Origin of the sequence: Claveliimonas bilis (genome assembly GCF_030296775.1) — a bacterium.
Classification (GTDB): domain Bacteria; phylum Bacillota; class Clostridia; order Lachnospirales; family Lachnospiraceae; genus Claveliimonas; species Claveliimonas bilis.
Genome location: NZ_AP027742.1, coordinates 310,896 through 327,443, shown reverse-complemented (window position 1 = coordinate 327,443; position 16,548 = coordinate 310,896). Strand labels below are relative to the sequence as shown.

10 protein-coding genes are annotated in these 16,548 nt (G+C 34.3%); all 10 read right to left on the bottom strand.

The genetic code is table 11. The features are described from left to right. Positions 1-14: 14 nt before the first annotated feature. The gene (locus R2J37_RS01490) at positions 15-1,169 is read right to left on the bottom strand and encodes a hypothetical protein (RefSeq protein WP_316266055.1); all 1,155 of its coding nucleotides are present in this window, start codon (positions 1,167-1,169) and stop codon (positions 15-17) included. Positions 1,170-1,182: 13 nt separating this feature from the next. Further along, a complete protein-coding gene (locus R2J37_RS01485) occupies positions 1,183-2,505 on the bottom strand; it encodes a type IV secretory system conjugative DNA transfer family protein (RefSeq protein ID WP_316266054.1) in 1,323 nt (440 codons plus the stop codon). Positions 2,506-2,516: 11 nt separating this feature from the next. Next, positions 2,517-3,284, bottom strand: coding sequence for a hypothetical protein (locus R2J37_RS01480; protein ID WP_316266053.1), 768 nt, complete (start codon positions 3,282-3,284; stop codon positions 2,517-2,519). Positions 3,285-3,298: 14 nt separating this feature from the next. After that, positions 3,299-3,493 (bottom strand): hypothetical protein, encoded by a 195-nt coding sequence (locus R2J37_RS01475; protein ID WP_316266052.1) that lies wholly within the window; start codon positions 3,491-3,493, stop codon positions 3,299-3,301. Positions 3,494-3,504: 11 nt separating this feature from the next. Beyond that, on the bottom strand, positions 3,505-4,761 hold the full coding sequence (locus R2J37_RS01470) for an OmpA family protein (protein ID WP_316266051.1): 1,257 nt from the start codon (positions 4,759-4,761) through the stop codon (positions 3,505-3,507). Between the two features lie 11 nt (positions 4,762-4,772). Then, positions 4,773-5,999 (bottom strand): hypothetical protein, encoded by a 1,227-nt coding sequence (locus R2J37_RS01465; RefSeq protein ID WP_316266050.1) that lies wholly within the window; start codon positions 5,997-5,999, stop codon positions 4,773-4,775. Next, on the bottom strand, positions 5,992-6,660 hold the full coding sequence (locus tag R2J37_RS01460; protein ID WP_316266049.1) for a hypothetical protein: 669 nt from the start codon (positions 6,658-6,660) through the stop codon (positions 5,992-5,994). Before R2J37_RS01460 ends, R2J37_RS01465 begins: the two co-directional genes overlap by 8 nt. A 16-nt stretch (positions 6,661-6,676) precedes the next feature. Next, positions 6,677-6,931, bottom strand: a complete 255-nt coding sequence (locus tag R2J37_RS01455) for a hypothetical protein (RefSeq protein WP_316266048.1) — start codon at positions 6,929-6,931, stop codon at positions 6,677-6,679. 47 nt (positions 6,932-6,978) lie between these two features. After that, positions 6,979-7,350 carry a helix-turn-helix domain-containing protein gene (locus R2J37_RS01450; RefSeq protein ID WP_316266047.1) on the bottom strand — a complete coding sequence of 124 codons (372 nt, stop codon included), beginning with the start codon at positions 7,348-7,350 and terminating at the stop codon, positions 6,979-6,981. Positions 7,351-7,553: 203 nt separating this feature from the next. After that, on the bottom strand, positions 7,554-16,289 hold the full coding sequence (locus R2J37_RS01445; RefSeq protein WP_316266046.1) for an ATP-binding protein: 8,736 nt from the start codon (positions 16,287-16,289) through the stop codon (positions 7,554-7,556). Positions 16,290-16,548 lie beyond the last annotated feature (259 nt).

Here is a 16,548-nt window from a genome sequence, read left to right as displayed (position 1 = left end):
TCCCCTCATACGATTTACAATGTAGTCATTATCTTTCTTCCATACATGTCCAAAATAATCTGATTCGACTTTAATGTTGATAGTAGTTCTTTAGAATACAGCGCCTCCTTTACAGGGGCAAGAGTCTGATATCCTTGCGTTTTATTTCGACCCAAAAGTACATCCCACGGTTTGTTACTTGCAATTCTTCGATCTAATGTTTCGTTATATGTACTTTTTTGAACATAAACTTCTCCCAACTCATTTTCCAATAGGCCTGCACTGGACATATTGTGCCTGCCATATATCTTTATTTCCGAACGGTTTAATATTTCTGGCAACATCGAACTTGGTGCGGTAAATATGTCTTTTGATAAAATATTTAAAGTTACACTTGAACAAAACTCCGTGCAAAGATAATGTAGTTCTTCTCTTCTACCATTTCCACTATCAATATAAATCACGGTATTAAACTTACTATCCTCATCTATCCCAAACTTCAAAAGTTGTATTACCATCTGTTTTAAATTCTGATCTCGGCCTAATTTTCCTGTCTGCAAGACAACAGCGGACTTTTGAAGTTCCTTCTCGATCGGTTTCATGGAAATTTCCTCAACAAATGGTTGAAGTAACGGAAATATATCTTCCAGATCTGCCCCTATGGAAGAAAGTTCACTGTATTTACTTAAAAGAAAATACATCTCATCGTTATTGATTATTCCTCCCCTTACCATGTCGTCTAGTTTTCTTACAACAGATTCATAAGTGCTATATTCTTTAGCAAGAACAGATAATGTAAGATTTGTAGACTCTCCCTTCAATAACTGCATATGTTGAATGAAACTAAGATAAGCCACCACTTTCTGTTGTCCCTTTTCCGTCATTTGAAAAGTTCCCAGTAACTCCCGCAGTTTCGAAGTATTCGTAAAAGTAGTAATGTTAAACGGATTGAAAATAAACATACCAGAAAGCCCATTTATCACACTGTATCCTTCAGACGTTAACTTTTCTACTACACCAATAGAATCTTTTGTATCATCTATAACCAGCAATGTATGATTTTCTGAGTATGCCTTACGAATAATCTGTTTCAATAACACCTCTTGAGCCTGTGTTTCTCCTGAGACAAGAAACTGTATTGGTCTTTTTGTTTGTCTTATTGCATGTTCAATATAAGATAAATAATTCATTCCCGTGACCCTCCTATTCTCTAATCTGAACTCGGTAGGGGTGCTCCGATTGTATTTTTATATACATTTGACCAACTGATAAGCTAGCAAAATCCTGATCTTTTACCCAAGGTTCTTCTGTCATTTCCACTATCGGACGATCATACCTCGATATCGGTGTTATTATTTTCTGAACAAGATGATTTCCGTAGGCAGCCTTTAAGAGATCCCGTGTTGTAGCATCCATACCCGGATTAAAACTGGCTATTACCGGAAAACCAGCTAATAAAGATCGAATATCGTGTTCGTTTTCTTCTTCTGCTACGGTAAACAGACATTCAAAACTTTGAGTAGACAGCAATAATTGGGTTCTTTTTCCATTCACATCCCGTCCTAATGTCGCAAGTTTTGCCAACGGGAACTCTCTGGCACGAGTCTTGTCTACTTCGTCCAACACCATCAGTAAATCCCCACTTATAGATGTCTCACTTCCAAGCATCAAATTTGTTATTTTTTTCAAAAAGAACTGCTCCATTATATAGGAGGACTTACTTCCTTCTTCGTGACAAATGCAAATCCGAGTAACATCATTTTTCCCGCTACTATGAAGGAAATCCCAAATGGAATCTTCCCCTGGTTCTGTGAAAAATCCTCTTACCCCTCTCGCAATCTTTGAAATAAAAATAAAAATGTCATGAGCACGTTTAGTCAACTTATACGCATTCTGGTTTTGGGAATCATAATCGAAGTTTATCTTAAGAAAATTATGGTTAGGTGGATAATTTGCAATTATCCTCAAAATCTTTTCTGGTTCTTCATTCTCAAGGAAACCAAAAGTTCTATCATTAGTAATGTTTTCACTTGTTGAATGAAGTAATGCCCAAAAATATCGATCTACTGTTTCTTCAGCTGTATCCACAAAGTAAAGATTTGCTCCTGCACTTTTGTGGAACTCCGAAGCAGCAATTGAAGTAAATTCCTGTATACTCTGGAAGTAATTTTCTTCCCCTGCAGAACGAAATTCCTTCATAGCATTCCATCTGAACACTCGCTCTTTAGGATATCCATTAGAATTCTGACAAATAAACAGTCCCCTATTCCCTATAACTTCATCAAAATCATGTGGTTTTATCTGAAGAATCACTAACCGAAGATCCGGTTCTTCTTCTAAGCGATATCTAACTATCTTTTTGACAAATTCTGTTTTTCCTGTACCAATTCCTCCGGTAATAAAATAGTTTGTTTTTTGAATCGGAATTCCTATAGGTTTATATCCAGGCAGTATATAAGCTGGAATACCGCCGCCAACGGACCAAGATGGAATTATCTTTTTTTCAACATCCCTCTCAAAATACATTTTTATTCCTCCTATGCATCATCTTCATCCGAAGAAAAGCTGTAATCATCCATTGCACTCATTGTATCTATATCCACTGAATTTTCATCCACTCCTATCATCGCATCATTTTCTTCTAATGTCTGCATACTGGAAGTATCCATTGTCTGTGCTTCCAAAACATTGGACATTTCAAATGTATCTTCATATATAACTTTACCATTCGCTACCGCAAAATCAAAAGTTGCAAGAATCTGATTACGACCACCGTTCACTGCCGAATCTACATCAGCTATCAGCTGTTGGTCATGAGCCATTTTCTCGGTTCCTATGCGACCTGCCTCTCGTGCCGCAATTTCTCCAGGATGATTATAATAGGACTCCCAAGAATCTGTTTCTACTTCCGAAAGCCGTTCTTCCAAACTTGCTAACTCTTCCGGTGTCATACCTTGTCTTACTTCACTCAAAAATGAAGCTTGAAAATCTCTTAAATGGGAATTTTCATGAAATACTGTATCATTCATCTCTCGTAAATTGTTGGGTTCTTTAAGCGTATCCGGTTTAATTAAATCGGAATTTAAAACTATTGTGTTACCCTGTTGGTAGCCATATTCGTTTGCCTCAAGCTGTTGAGAAAGAACTTCTGCAGGAATCATATGATTTTGAACAGCAATTTTATCCGACAAAGCCTGGAACTGTTCCAAAATTTCTGCTTCTGACATTTTTGAAACGCCCACTGTATTCAAATTATGTTCTGCAAGAGTTCTCTCTCTCAAAGCTTCATATTCTTCTCTTGTCATAACTATTCCTCTTACTATCGAAACAAACATCGTATTAGTATATAAATACCGGCAATCATAATTACTGCTGGCATTGCTGTGACAATTATTGCTTGAAATATTTCAAGCACACTTGATGTAAATGCCGATGAGCCAGTAATCTTCTGAATAATTGCTAAAACCAGACCCAGAAAAAGCACTATTTTTAATAAACTAGTTCCTTTTCTCATACTAATACCTCCTAATATTCTGCAAGAATTTGCTTGCCCTGATCACTATCACTTGAAAGGAAAGTTACAGTTCTGTTAACAGAACCATCCTCGCCAAGTCCCCTGCCTGCCTGGTGAAAAGGTCCCGAAGATCCAAGCCCTTTTACGGTTATGTTCGCACCGTCACTTCCCAATTCATCACAAATAATGGACTTAACTGCCTCTCCTCTTTCTTCACTCAGAGGTCCCACATAGTTACTTTCCACATCTATGCCCTCATCGCCGGCACATCCTCCACAAATAAGCAATTCAAACTCCTTATTCTTGGACATAAACTCAATCACATATGAAAGTGCTTCTTTTGCTGCATTTTTATCCAGAAATTCTGCTGTACCTGGTTGGAATGCAATCTGTTTCTCGTTAAAGGTAATTCCTTCACCTTCATTGAAAATAGAATCCACCTCATCTTCATCAGACACATTTTCTGCTGAAACAACTTTTACAAGTTGAGAGGTCACTCCCTCTGTCGGCATGCATGATACTGGCTGATCTGGAAAATTATAGGTTTCATCCAATGCAAGTCGCTTCTTAAATGTAACAGATTCAGCTCCCAATCCTTTAAATAGCTCATCATAGAAAGTCTTTAACTTTTCCGCTTCCTCTGAAGATAGTTCTGTCTGGTCTCCCCGGACGTCAGAAAGATAGTAAAATACTACTCGAATCCCTGACATGTCTAAATTTAATTTATCTACAAGAGTTGCAACACTTTGCTCAATATCCATTGTCGAAATTGGGCAATCAATCATATTAATTTCGCCTATCGTGCTAATTCCCGTATGGCAGATCACAAGTGTATTCGACAAATCATCGGTTTCTCTTGCTCTGATAGCTCTTATCCCTAAAGTCAATGCTGCAGCCATGTCCGTTTCAGGTGCAGATGGAGTAGCTTCCTTAATCTTACTCTCTAGGTCAGCTTGCATCGAATTTTGAATTCTCGTAAGCATAGCCTGTGTGTATCCCTTATCCTCAAATGATGGCACTACTCCCTCATAAATAAGAGATGGCTTTCCATCAGCGCCAATAATAGTATAGGGACTACCTGCTGCTTTCATAAGATATGCCAATTCATCAATACTGCAATCCATAACAGGATTATTATTACAGTTCCCAACGATAACACTCACATTTGATGCTTCGATCACTTCTGGATCTTTGCCACATCCTACACATGCCAAAGTAAGCATCATCACGATTCCCAATACTGTGATTCTTTTTGCAATCTTCTTCATCTTATCTCCTCCTAAACCGCCATTTTGTGAATTTTGTTAATGTTATCTCTCTTATCTTCTCGATGGGCACCAGAAGATTCACTTTCTTCCAGCATATTTTCTACTGTTTTTGCTGCCTTTTCGACTGTTTCAGCTGTTCCGATAGTCTCGGCCCAAGTACGTGTGAACTGTGCCTTTAACTTTTCTGGAAGTATAGATATTTGGTTTATAGCCGCCTTACGTTTTTCTTGATCAAGTCTCATAGCTGCTTGATGTTCACCTAAAATCGCCTCTCTCTCCGTTAGGGCATTCTCTAAGTCAAGTTCGAGGATAGATTTCTCTTTCTCTAACTTCCTTTTTTCCAACACTTTGTCTCTATTGCGGTTATGGTTAAAATGGAAGCATAACAAGCCAGTAAATGCAGTCAGAAACGAAGTAATCAAGGTGATACCGTACTCCGCCATCGTGTAACCGCCTTCTCTCGCAATAAACTGGCCCGACGCAGAAATTGTGCCAAACTGTTGATCCATAGAGCCAAATTTAATCATTGGGCCAGCAACAACACTCAAACCAAATGCCAACAGATACGAAACTGACAAAATAATACGGGTTCTTTTGCTCATAAAGGATTCATCAGTCGTTGACCAAATATTTCCAAGAGCTGACATACTACAATTTGACGTAATCGCCATTGCAAGAACACTTACGAAAAGAAACAATCCTCCCATCGTCACAATACTTTGAAGATAAGGAAATGTAACGAGGACGTCCGAGACAATTGCAAAAATGTTAATAAGAAAGCCCATAGAAATATGTTTATGTTTACCGAACACCTGTATTTCGTTATGTGCCTTATATTCCTTCAGAGGTTCGAGCTCTTCTTCTATCTTCTCCAATCTTGTTTTAAGCTTCTCAATAACACGTTCTACTTTACCAAGACGAGTATTTGTTACATTCTGAATACGAGTACTCTGATAATCGGCCCAAGCACAGTCATTCTCAAAATCAGCTTTGATGGGATTCAAAATCTCAGCATCAATGTAGCCATATGCCTCTGTCCCAGAGTTGTGTTTATCCATAGACTTCACCAAAGGTTCAAAAGTCTTCATTGTTTTTTTACAAAGATTTTCTGTATACTCTGGATCATTATATTTATAGCCATGAGCTATATAACCAATGGAATTTGATAAAACGGGAAGCTGTGTGTCAACAAATTCCTCCTGCAACAATTTTGTAGAACTTCTTTTCTTCTTAAACATACTTCTTACCCTCCTTTATGTAATTTGTTAACATTACATCGTCATTTCCATATGTCTGTTTATAATCATCTAATACATTAGAATAAGACATTTCTGGAAACTGCTCCACAGATACAGCCTTAAGACGCATACCATGACTATAAGTGGCAAAACGTGTCTTAAACTCCTCTGCTACGGCTTCAAGTTCCTTCTTTAGAGTGTATTCACACGTTTTTATTGATTTTTCAAGTTCAATCAACTTACTAAGAATTTCCGTGTGGTTCTGATATAGTGTATTTAATTTCTTCCCAGTAGCTTCGCGCTCTCTCGCTGTAGCATCATCACTGCATATACATTTTTTTATCTCATCACAGAGTCTCATATCTTCTTTAATGAGCTGTTCTGCTTTGATCCTCGCAGGTGCTAGATAATTTCCTAATACTCCAACCATTCGTTTGCAATAACTCTTATAGTTCGCCATCTGCCGTGCAGTGTATTTTGATCTAACACCTCCCGTTTCATCATCTATACATACATCTCGCCAAATATTTGCATCAAAAAAACCAAAACAACCAACAAAAAATTTAGGTGTAGCAAGACCGTGAGGTTTAAGTTCCTTAGGAAAAATCTTTTCATTCTTTCCAACAATATCTGTTACAAAATTTACATTTTTCTTACTCATAATGCTTCCCCCCCTTTTACGCCGCTCCAAGTTCTTCCAATGCAGAACGCCTATATGATTTCATCAAGCACTTGGCAATTGTGTGATCGCGTCTGGGATTGCTATTATAACTGTGATATTTTCGCAATTCAGTTTCTGAGCGACCGTTACGAAAGTAGTCATACACCCCTTTATGATATTTTTCGCTGAATAGATATGCTTGTCCCGTATCGCAATGTAAATAGAAATGAATATAATTGTTGCTTTTTTTTATAGTAATCTTGTTCTTCATGATAATTCCTCCTCGCTTTTGTTTATGTTCAAATTTTACTATAGCCTTTATAATATGGACATTAACCATGAGTATACAAAAAGGGTATGTGCATAAAGCACATACCCTTTAATAATATTCGATATTCTGTTTAACAGTGAAAGACCTATCTGGTCCTCTTCGTTATCGCGTCCACGATCTTCGATTCCGAGGACCAGATAATCCATCGAGCACTCATATAGCTCGGCAAGCTTGGCAAAATGTGGTGGTGTGGGCCAGTTTTTACCGCTTTCCCACTTGTAAATCGTCAAACGACTTACATCCATGATCTCTGCAAGCCTTTCTTGGGTGAGATTGTTAACACATCGCAGTTTTCCGAGGCGCTCTCCAACTATTTTACGGGTTACTTCTACCTTCTGTTTTTTTGTAGTTTTCATCATACTTTCTTTCTCCTTGACTTTTGTAGTTCCCGCATATCCATTGAATCACGAGATAAAAAATAAAAGCATCCGTAAGATTGTATGATAGAACCCTGTTTAGTTGTACCTAAATGGTAACATATCACTCACAATTTTTCAAGATTCGACACATATACCAGCTAATATCCAGCTAATATTGTATATCACCAGTATACATTTATGAATCAACGACCTAAGTTGATAATACGTTCGAATTCTCCTTGATTAAACAATATTTTTGTGATCTCATCCATTTCTTTACTTGTTATAGGGTCGAGATTATGGGCAAGATTATTTCGATAAAAATAAATATACATTATTGCATCCGTATGTTCTTCCCACTGTTTTTTAAGTTCTTCTTCTGGGTTCTGATTGCCTACAGGGGTAGATAAAAGTCTAATATTAGGTTTTTTTCTTCCAATCCCTTTGCTAAGATCAGATTTGTCATTAAAATATCCAATATGAAATGTAAAATTACCCATTGTCGAATTAAGCCTTCTAAATTTTTCCGAGTCAAATTCTCCATTATCATCTAAAAATTCGTTCCAAAAGTATCTCTTATCTCCAATAGTAATCGGATTTTTTGCCTTATCTGATAATCGAAGAGAATAAATCCGGGCATGATACTCTTTTAACAACCCTTCTATTAGTTTACAATACATTAATGCTACAGGACAAAAATCAATCTCTTTTCCATTATCTTCTTTATACTTATATAATAATTTATGTAACAATATTGTAAACTCATATTGTAAATGAAATTTTTCCGGAAGACATTCTTTTATCGATAATACCATTTCTTTTGTCAAATTGATAATACTGTAATTATCCTGAATATCTGAAATGTCTTCTTCTAAAGCAACATCAAGAACAGCCTTACTACAATCATTTGTATATTCTTTTTCCGCCGGAAGCATAAGTTCTTCCAATTCTTGCTCTTTTTCTCGAATCTCCGATTGTGCATCGGGGTCATCTGATAACTCATCAATTTCAGCGCGTAAATCATTTATTCTCTTTTGGTTTTCTTCCGAAATACATTCTGGAATATACTCCTCCAAAGAAGGAAGCAATTTCCCATTCTGTAAAGGAACTGGATTATTCAATACAATTTGTCTCAAAGTATTAGTAATATTTTGAACATTAATATGCACCTCATTATGGTACTTATCACCACCGAACCAATCACCAACAATTTTTCGTATATTTGCTTTGGCGTCATCATGAATTATCGGCAACAGACCACCCAACAATTGAGCTTGCCTCAAAGCATTTTGTTTAGAAAAATAAACCAATAATTTTTGGTCAACGGATAATCCTTCTTTATTGTCAAATTCGGATTGTTGACTTACTTGCTCCTCTTGGTAAATTTTCTTTTCATCAAAATTATCATCTGCGCTTCCAAGAAATGCAAAATAATAGAAAATAGTCCTAAAAACATAACGTATATGACCATCTTTTTTAGAATCTTTTTCCCTCAAAATACCTCTTGCAACTGCAATTTCTAGAGAATCATGCATCTCTTTTTCATCTCGAAGAATTCCCTTCTTTGAAAACTCATCTACCGAGAAACCATCTTGATGAGTATTCGTATGTAACCACTGCGCTATGTACCAAAGATACTGCATGTCTGAATCCCGTCTTAAATTTTTTGTCACTGCCTCATAAATCTCGCGAATTCTTGATCGTTCCGCTAATTTTGATTCTTGTTGTTCAATAAGTCGCTGAGTTGCCTCTGCTACATCAGAAGCATATATAACCTTTCGTTTCGCATATTTGTCTGGATTTGCTATAATGTCCTCTATAATAACATTACAGATTTCTTTCCCATACAGTGCAACTCCACCCGTATAAGCATATAATGCTTGCAGTGCTGAATCTGAATAAATTAAGTTTGTTCCTCTAATGTTTTTACTGTTCTTTATCATATTCATAAATGGCTTTTCTTGAAGCGGTTCCACCGCAACTCGAGCATCCGAAGGAAATGCCTGTCTCCAGACAGATTTATCTTCAAGAATCATATGTCGAAGTAAATCGTCGGATCCACAAACAATCAATTTTATGTTCATATTCTGGCTATCATACGAAAGCATCTTACATATCTTGACAAATTCACAAGATAAATCCACTTTTTTCCATCTTTCTACTACTTGTTGGAATTCATCAAGTAAAATCCATAATTCGATCTCCTGAGCAACAAGTAACTCATTCATTTCATCATACCGGTCAATTATAGATAAACTATCATCAGACAACACTTGAACAATTCTATGAAGAACCTCCTCTGAAATCATTTTTTTCTCAGGCTTTCTTAATCTTCTTATTCCTGTAAAACTCTTAATTATAGTGCTAACCAGCAAATATTCCGAGATTTTTTCATTATCATCATAAGGAACTGGATAATATGGGGAAATAAAATTATTTTCATAATACTTTTCTTCATCCCTGACTCCTTCTCCACCATAGATAATGCTCATAACATTTCCTCTTGATTTAACCAGATCATTCATAATCCAGTTCATAAGAGAAGTCTTTCCTATTCTAGATGGACCATATATTACCGTAATACCAGTTGGAATAGTATCACTTAAAACTTCCTGCCGATCCTGCCTCCCAAAAAGCATTTCCGAATCAGTTACTGCCTTTTTTACTTCATATCGATTCTGTGTTTTGACAACTATTCGCTTATCTGGGTTTGTAATTGTCAGCGGCTTATCAGCTGAGCAGATAATATCCCAATTATCTCTTTTATCCTTTTTGATAATCGATATGTTTACGTTTAACGATTTTTCCGATCCATTTAAAATTAATTGTTCCTTTCCACCCGTAATAAATCCGCTCTGCAAATTACATATATTATTAATTTCTATTTTCTTTCCAAGATGATTATCTTGTTTTAATATCACCTCAATAGCTTTTGTCTGAAAATCTACTGTACATTTTCCAACATTTTCAATTAGAAAATACACATAACCGTCTGTTATTTTATCCTTATAATTAACAATATCTATCTTTAATTGGACGCCTTCCTCTATCTTATTGCACTCAGTTTGAATTGAATCGAACACATTTCGAGTATAAACAGACTCTTCGAAGTCTTGTGACATCGTCTTTAATTTACGAAACCCTGCATAACGTTCTTCATAAGATACTTTCCTGTCAAGTAAAGCTTCCGCTGGTCGTAAAATTCTATTTCTTAATTCTTCAAAATCAGTTCCTGTATGATTATCCTTTAAAAATTCACTAATTACAGATGCATAATTAATCCATCCTTGTAAAGAAATGTTTCGCTTCAAACACTGAGCATAACATTCATTTAATTTTACTAAATTGGCAGAATCACCCCGCTCGGAAAATAAAGTCCGGTTACTATAAAGATTACTGAGTATTTCCAGTTGATCTTCAATCGTAAGACTTATTTCAGGAGAAATAGCATCCAAACCAATCATCAGAACCAAACTATTTTTTGCAGGCAACTTAGTACCATCATTTCTTTCCCCGTTAATTTGGGGATAGTTACATAATAATTCTACCGCTGCTTGAAGCCTTTCTTCTAAAGTTAGAGATGTATTCGTGTATTTTTCAGCAAGCATCTGTGCATTCTCTGAGGAAAGAATTTTGTCCTCAACCTCAAACATTTCCTTCAACTTCTTGATAAAAGAAAAATCTCTTTTTTCAGCTGAAGCTCCCTGACTACTATCAAGGACGGTTCGATCCGGCCTGAATTTTTGTACATTACCTAATGCATAACTAATAATATTATCTGCTTCTTGTTTCCATACTATAGGAATTCCTTGCTTTATATCGCAACTTGTTGCGATCTCATTAGCATTGTTTCGATCCTCCTCTATACATGCTCTTAATGCGGACATATAATTAAAAATTGCCATTGCTTCTTGATGGTTAAAGCGTGATAAATATTCTGTTAATTTTCCCAATTGAACAAGCGGAGCTGTTTTACTATGTTGTATAATTGTACGTCGTATATTTCCATATATTTGTGATGTAAATTGTCGCGAACACATAAGAGGAATTAAAACAGCTGCATGTCTATTAAATACTTGCGTATCAAGTTCTAATACCATTTTTACAACCTCGCTCGGTTTTTCTTGCGATGCGATATCATCAAACAATGGACTTATTTCTGATAGACTAAGATCTTCCATTAATGCCGTAATTGTATCATAAGCGTACTGTGAAACCGCTTTGGCTACACTAATTGCACTTGAATAATTGTGTCTTTCAATATCTTCCTTTACCAAAAAATATAAGGACCGATTGGCTTCTCTATAATCAATTTGTTCAATTAACTTTCGAGTCACCTCTTTTTCATCTTCAGAGAACTGTTTTAGAATACCAATTTTCTCTTTCAAAAATGTACCCAGCTTCCCCTCCATTAAGGCGAATAGAAAGTATTCTTTATCCTGGACTTCAATATCGGTAAATGCCATAAAATCTTTAACATTTTTAACAAATGGTATGTAAGCTTCATTATACACATCATTGTAATGCCCTTTTCTTTCCATGATAGATACAATTAATCCATCGTCAAAATTTTCCTTAGAATATAGAACACCGGCTAAGAATAATTTTAGATATCTCCACTTTTTATAAAAGAAATAGTATCCTACATTCCAATCAAGTTGGGCATAGAACGAACTTGTCAAAAATCTCAAATAGGTTTTATATAATTGTGCATCTTGACATATCTCTTTATATTCCATTTCATACCGATCATAAATATCTTCATCATATAAGACGCTGAATATATACGAGTACACCAATAACTTATATTTTAAATTAGTACAAGAACTGTCGAATGCAAACAATTGATCTTTTTCCGGATATGTACTTAATATTTTCGCACAATCATATTTAAATCTGTCCACACTTCTTTCATCCCAAAGCAAAGGCTCTAATGACATTAACTCATCGTTATCTGTATATACCTTTTTTAGAATACTTAATACGGCAGAATCCCTAGAAGTCATATCATTCCATTCTGAACTATTTAATAATTCCATCGTTTGAGCAGTATTTTTTGAGATCAAATAATTATGACATATTTGTCTATATACATATGCTTTATCTCCGGAAATACGAACCAAGCTTTTCAAATCAGATATTTCTAAATCTCTCCCCAATGCTTCTATCATAATATAATAAGATACATCTCCTGTCTTATTATATTGCTCAATGCAAAATCCTTTAAATTCTGCCATAACTTTTGCATATCTTTGATTCCAAATATTCTCTTGAATTAAATGTTCTGTTGCACCTTTCTTTTTCAGCAACAAACCAACGTCCCTAGCTATCTCCAGATCATTAGTACTACGTAAATATACATAAACATATGGCAAAAAGTTAAACGGCAACTCTTGTGGATTTGTTAAATTAATAATATTTCTTATTGCAAATTTTGAATTTAAGTTTCCACTATACCCAATTTTTTTTGATAAAACTGTTTCACAGACCACAATTGCCCATGCGTTGATATCTACACGCTTTGATAAATGACTTAAAAACAAAGTCCATGTTTTTTCATCCGTTGGATTTTCTACAATTTTATTATAAAAAAATGCAAAAGCATGTGTAGGCCTATATCCTTTGAAATTAGGAATTTTGATTAATTGTGTCCATTTGAGGAAATCCATTAATTCATCATAATATAATGTTGAAAATGCCAACTCTATAACATCATAGTGATTACTTAATTTTCCATTTATATCCTTAATTTTCTTACGAATCTGAGCATACAAACGAGTAAATCCATTTTCAGTTTTTGACTGAAAAATGTGATATAGATATAACACCTTCATATATTCTTGCTGATTACAATATAATGCTATTAAACCAGTAATGATGTAATAACGATTTGTCAGAATATTATCCAACAATAACTCAATTGCATAATCTATAGAAAACGAATCCCCAAAAATAACAAATGCTTTTGCACTTATCCCATTATTTCTAAAGTTTTCAATAATAACATTAATCAATAACTGTTCTTTTAAATTTTTTGTAATACGATTACTCTGTTGGATATATGTTATCGCCTCCACATATCGTTGAAGTTCAACTAATGATAAAATATATTCATGAATTATAATTTCTGAACTTTCTTCATTGATGAACATATTCTCAACTAATAAATAAACATCAGAGAATGCTTCATATGCTCTTTTCATAAACAGATTATCAAGAAGTTTCCTAATCTCGTTTACATTATATTCTGTTAGCGTCAATTTGTTCAAATACCATTCAGCATAATGTTTCTGTAACTTCAATTGATTCGTAATATCTAATTTAAAAATTTTAAACAACTGAACAAAGTCTTTTTCTCTTTCAATAGTAATCTTATCATATTCACTGAAAATCTTATCAACCACTGTTTTTGAGTATTCCTTCCACTTAGATATAGCTATGAAATTATCCTCAGAAATTCTAGCTTCATCCATATTTGGAGCAACAATAGTCGTAATATAGGATAACAGTACATACATTGATATATCTTCTTGTGTCAATGAATAAATAATCTCTAACGAATTTAGTAATTGTTTTTGCTTATGCAATTTGGTGAATTTATTATTAATAATATGAAAACGTAATATTTCATCTATTGACGTAGCGTTATCATTCAAACATACCCAGCAGAGAATATTAAGCATTTGAATAGGCAATTCTTTCTCATTTGCAAACTTTTCCCAAATTAGGGAGATAATCTTCTGAAAGAGTTGTAAACTTACCTTTTTATCAAGCAACTCAATAATTTCTTCTTCGCAACATGTTTCATAACTGAAATATAATTTAATTAATTTGTTATTCACCGACTCTTCATCTTCTTCCAAAAGAACAGTGACTTTCAAAAGTTCTTTCAATTCTCCAGCATCGATATATACCGACATAATGTTGGTTTTCATAAGTCCCGGTAAATTAACAAGTTTAAAAATATATTTATCTACAGCTACTAAAAAATTAGTAAAAGAACACAAGAGGTTTTTCTTGTTTTCCAATGGAATATGGGTTAACTGCAACGCCTCTTTTCCCATTTGTATGTATTCACTAATAGCCTTTTCAACAGCAGGTTGACCCTTATGAATACAACTCCTAATAAAAAACAACTGCGGTGTCAGATTATTATAGCATAAAGAAAATCGTTTAGTTAATCCTGCATAATTATCATTACGAGTTCTAGAATATCCAATGTTATTGAGCATTTCTACAACAATAGCATTTCCAACAGGAAGTTCGATGGAAAATAGCATAGTATCAACACATTGTTCTATCATTTCACTTGAAAATCCTGAATCACCTTTCCATTTCTTCGCAAATTCAGGTGATGTGGTTATCTTAAAGAGTTCCTTATGAAAAGGGGTAAGCACAATAGTATTTTTTTTATCTGGATATAATAATTGTGTAGCACAAAACAATGTTTTCTCCATGTAGTCTATTGGCAATTCACAAAAATTAATTTTTTCCATACTTTCAGACGAAAGATATTCATAATACTTTCCCTCGTCATATAATTGATCTAATAAGTAGTAATTTACAGTAGAGCTATCGTTTTCCTTATTAACTTCCCCATTCTCATTTTCATAATCTATTACTATTTCACCTCCACGGCGAATTATTAATCCAGGATATTTCGTACCACTGATAATAACATTTTTTTTAAGTTCATACTCTGGCAAATAGGTATTTATAAATAGTTCCACACTTCCTGCGTAATCTCTAAAATTAATCATACCACATGTTTTTGTAATATCCGGGAACAAGGATGCTTGAATAAACATGTTTTTTGCTAAAGTCACCTCTATTTTTTTGCGTATATTCTCCAATATTGTTTTAAAATTTGAATCAGTATTTCCGGATTCATTGTTTATCAAAATTACACCTGTGTGTTTTTTCCCATTGATAATATAATTTTTTTCAAAACGAAATTTAGGAGCTAGGAAATTCTTTACAAATCCTGCGACTGTACTTGCATATTTCTTGTAATCGGCAACTCCCATCTTCTGTAACACTTTAGGAAAATTTGCAGCATATATTACACCATTTTCATCCAAAAAATCTAACAATTCCCTCTGTATTTTTTCTTTAATTTCTGAATCCAATGTGATATTGCTAATCTTCTTAGAAGAAACCAGTTCCAATAAAACTTCATCCGTATCCCGCCCGTTATCTAGTAAAATAATGCTAGGATACCTTACTCCTCCAATTACAATGTTTTTGCGAAAGCAAAACTTCGGAGTCAAATATAAATTCACAAATTCTTCTATACTATCAGCATATCTTCTATAGTTTTCTATTCCAACTTTTTTCAACAATTTAGGAAATGATGAAGGGAAAAAAATAGCATCTGTTTGTATCTCACGAATCAATTCTTCCTCAACTGCTTCCCTTAATTCATCAGTCAACTTATCCTTTGGAACTTCCTTAAGTGTTTTTATACAAACATTTTTCTCTGATACTTTCATCATTACACATTGCTTTTTGGAATAAGTACGAAGTATCTCTATAGGATACTGATGATTGATTGTAAGCTGTTCAAATCCTGTTTTTTCATTTATTTCTTTACCTCCCAATACAAACCGTACTAGATATACATTTTCAAATGTTTGTATTTTTATATCTTCGGGGATTATTGTTGCGTATTTTGTCGAAAACATAATATTTTTTTTAGAATTTATTTCAAGATTGGAGAAATATTTTTTATCAAAATAAATATCTGATATAAACGCTTTCTTTTTCCCAAACACAATAATAATGCCTATACTATACGAAGCAGACATTTCAACATTATCAGAAAGCAATTCATCAATTTGAATGTACTCAGTAATATATGAATCAGCACTACTTGATTTTTCAACAGCTAATTCATCGCAAACTCCCACAGTAACATTTTCATTTTCCTTTTTACACATAACACAATCCTCCGTTTACTATTCTTTTCAAACAAACCGTACCAAAAAAGAGCACACAAATATAATATCTGTTATTTAAACGGCATTCATCCTAAAGTTCCCGTATCTTCAGTCTTTTACTGTCCCATAAGCAATCTTATTTTCATATCTCGATTATACTCCCTCTTTCTGTGATTGACTATAGATGCTCACTTTTATCTAGCTTTTCATACAAAATCAGCATATAAATAGCTGCTATGCTTTTCAGCCCATTATCACC

What these genes read in the sequence shown, in the direction of transcription:
- R2J37_RS01490 (WP_316266055.1), bottom strand. Translation starts at nt 1,169, where the DNA reads ATGAATTATTTATCTTATATTGAACATGCAATAAGACAAACAAAAAGA.
- R2J37_RS01460 (WP_316266049.1), bottom strand. Translation starts at nt 6,660, where the DNA reads ATGAGTAAGAAAAATGTAAATTTTGTAACAGATATTGTTGGAAAGAAT.
- R2J37_RS01485 (WP_316266054.1), bottom strand. Translation starts at nt 2,505, where the DNA reads ATGTATTTTGAGAGGGATGTTGAAAAAAAGATAATTCCATCTTGGTCC.
- R2J37_RS01450 (WP_316266047.1), bottom strand. Translation starts at nt 7,350, where the DNA reads ATGATGAAAACTACAAAAAAACAGAAGGTAGAAGTAACCCGTAAAATA.
- R2J37_RS01445 (WP_316266046.1), bottom strand. Translation starts at nt 16,289, where the DNA reads ATGTGTAAAAAGGAAAATGAAAATGTTACTGTGGGAGTTTGCGATGAA.
- R2J37_RS01475 (WP_316266052.1), bottom strand. Translation starts at nt 3,493, where the DNA reads ATGAGAAAAGGAACTAGTTTATTAAAAATAGTGCTTTTTCTGGGTCTG.
- R2J37_RS01465 (WP_316266050.1), bottom strand. Translation starts at nt 5,999, where the DNA reads ATGTTTAAGAAGAAAAGAAGTTCTACAAAATTGTTGCAGGAGGAATTT.
- R2J37_RS01470 (WP_316266051.1), bottom strand. Translation starts at nt 4,761, where the DNA reads ATGAAGAAGATTGCAAAAAGAATCACAGTATTGGGAATCGTGATGATG.
- R2J37_RS01455 (WP_316266048.1), bottom strand. Translation starts at nt 6,931, where the DNA reads ATGAAGAACAAGATTACTATAAAAAAAAGCAACAATTATATTCATTTC.
- R2J37_RS01480 (WP_316266053.1), bottom strand. Translation starts at nt 3,284, where the DNA reads ATGACAAGAGAAGAATATGAAGCTTTGAGAGAGAGAACTCTTGCAGAA.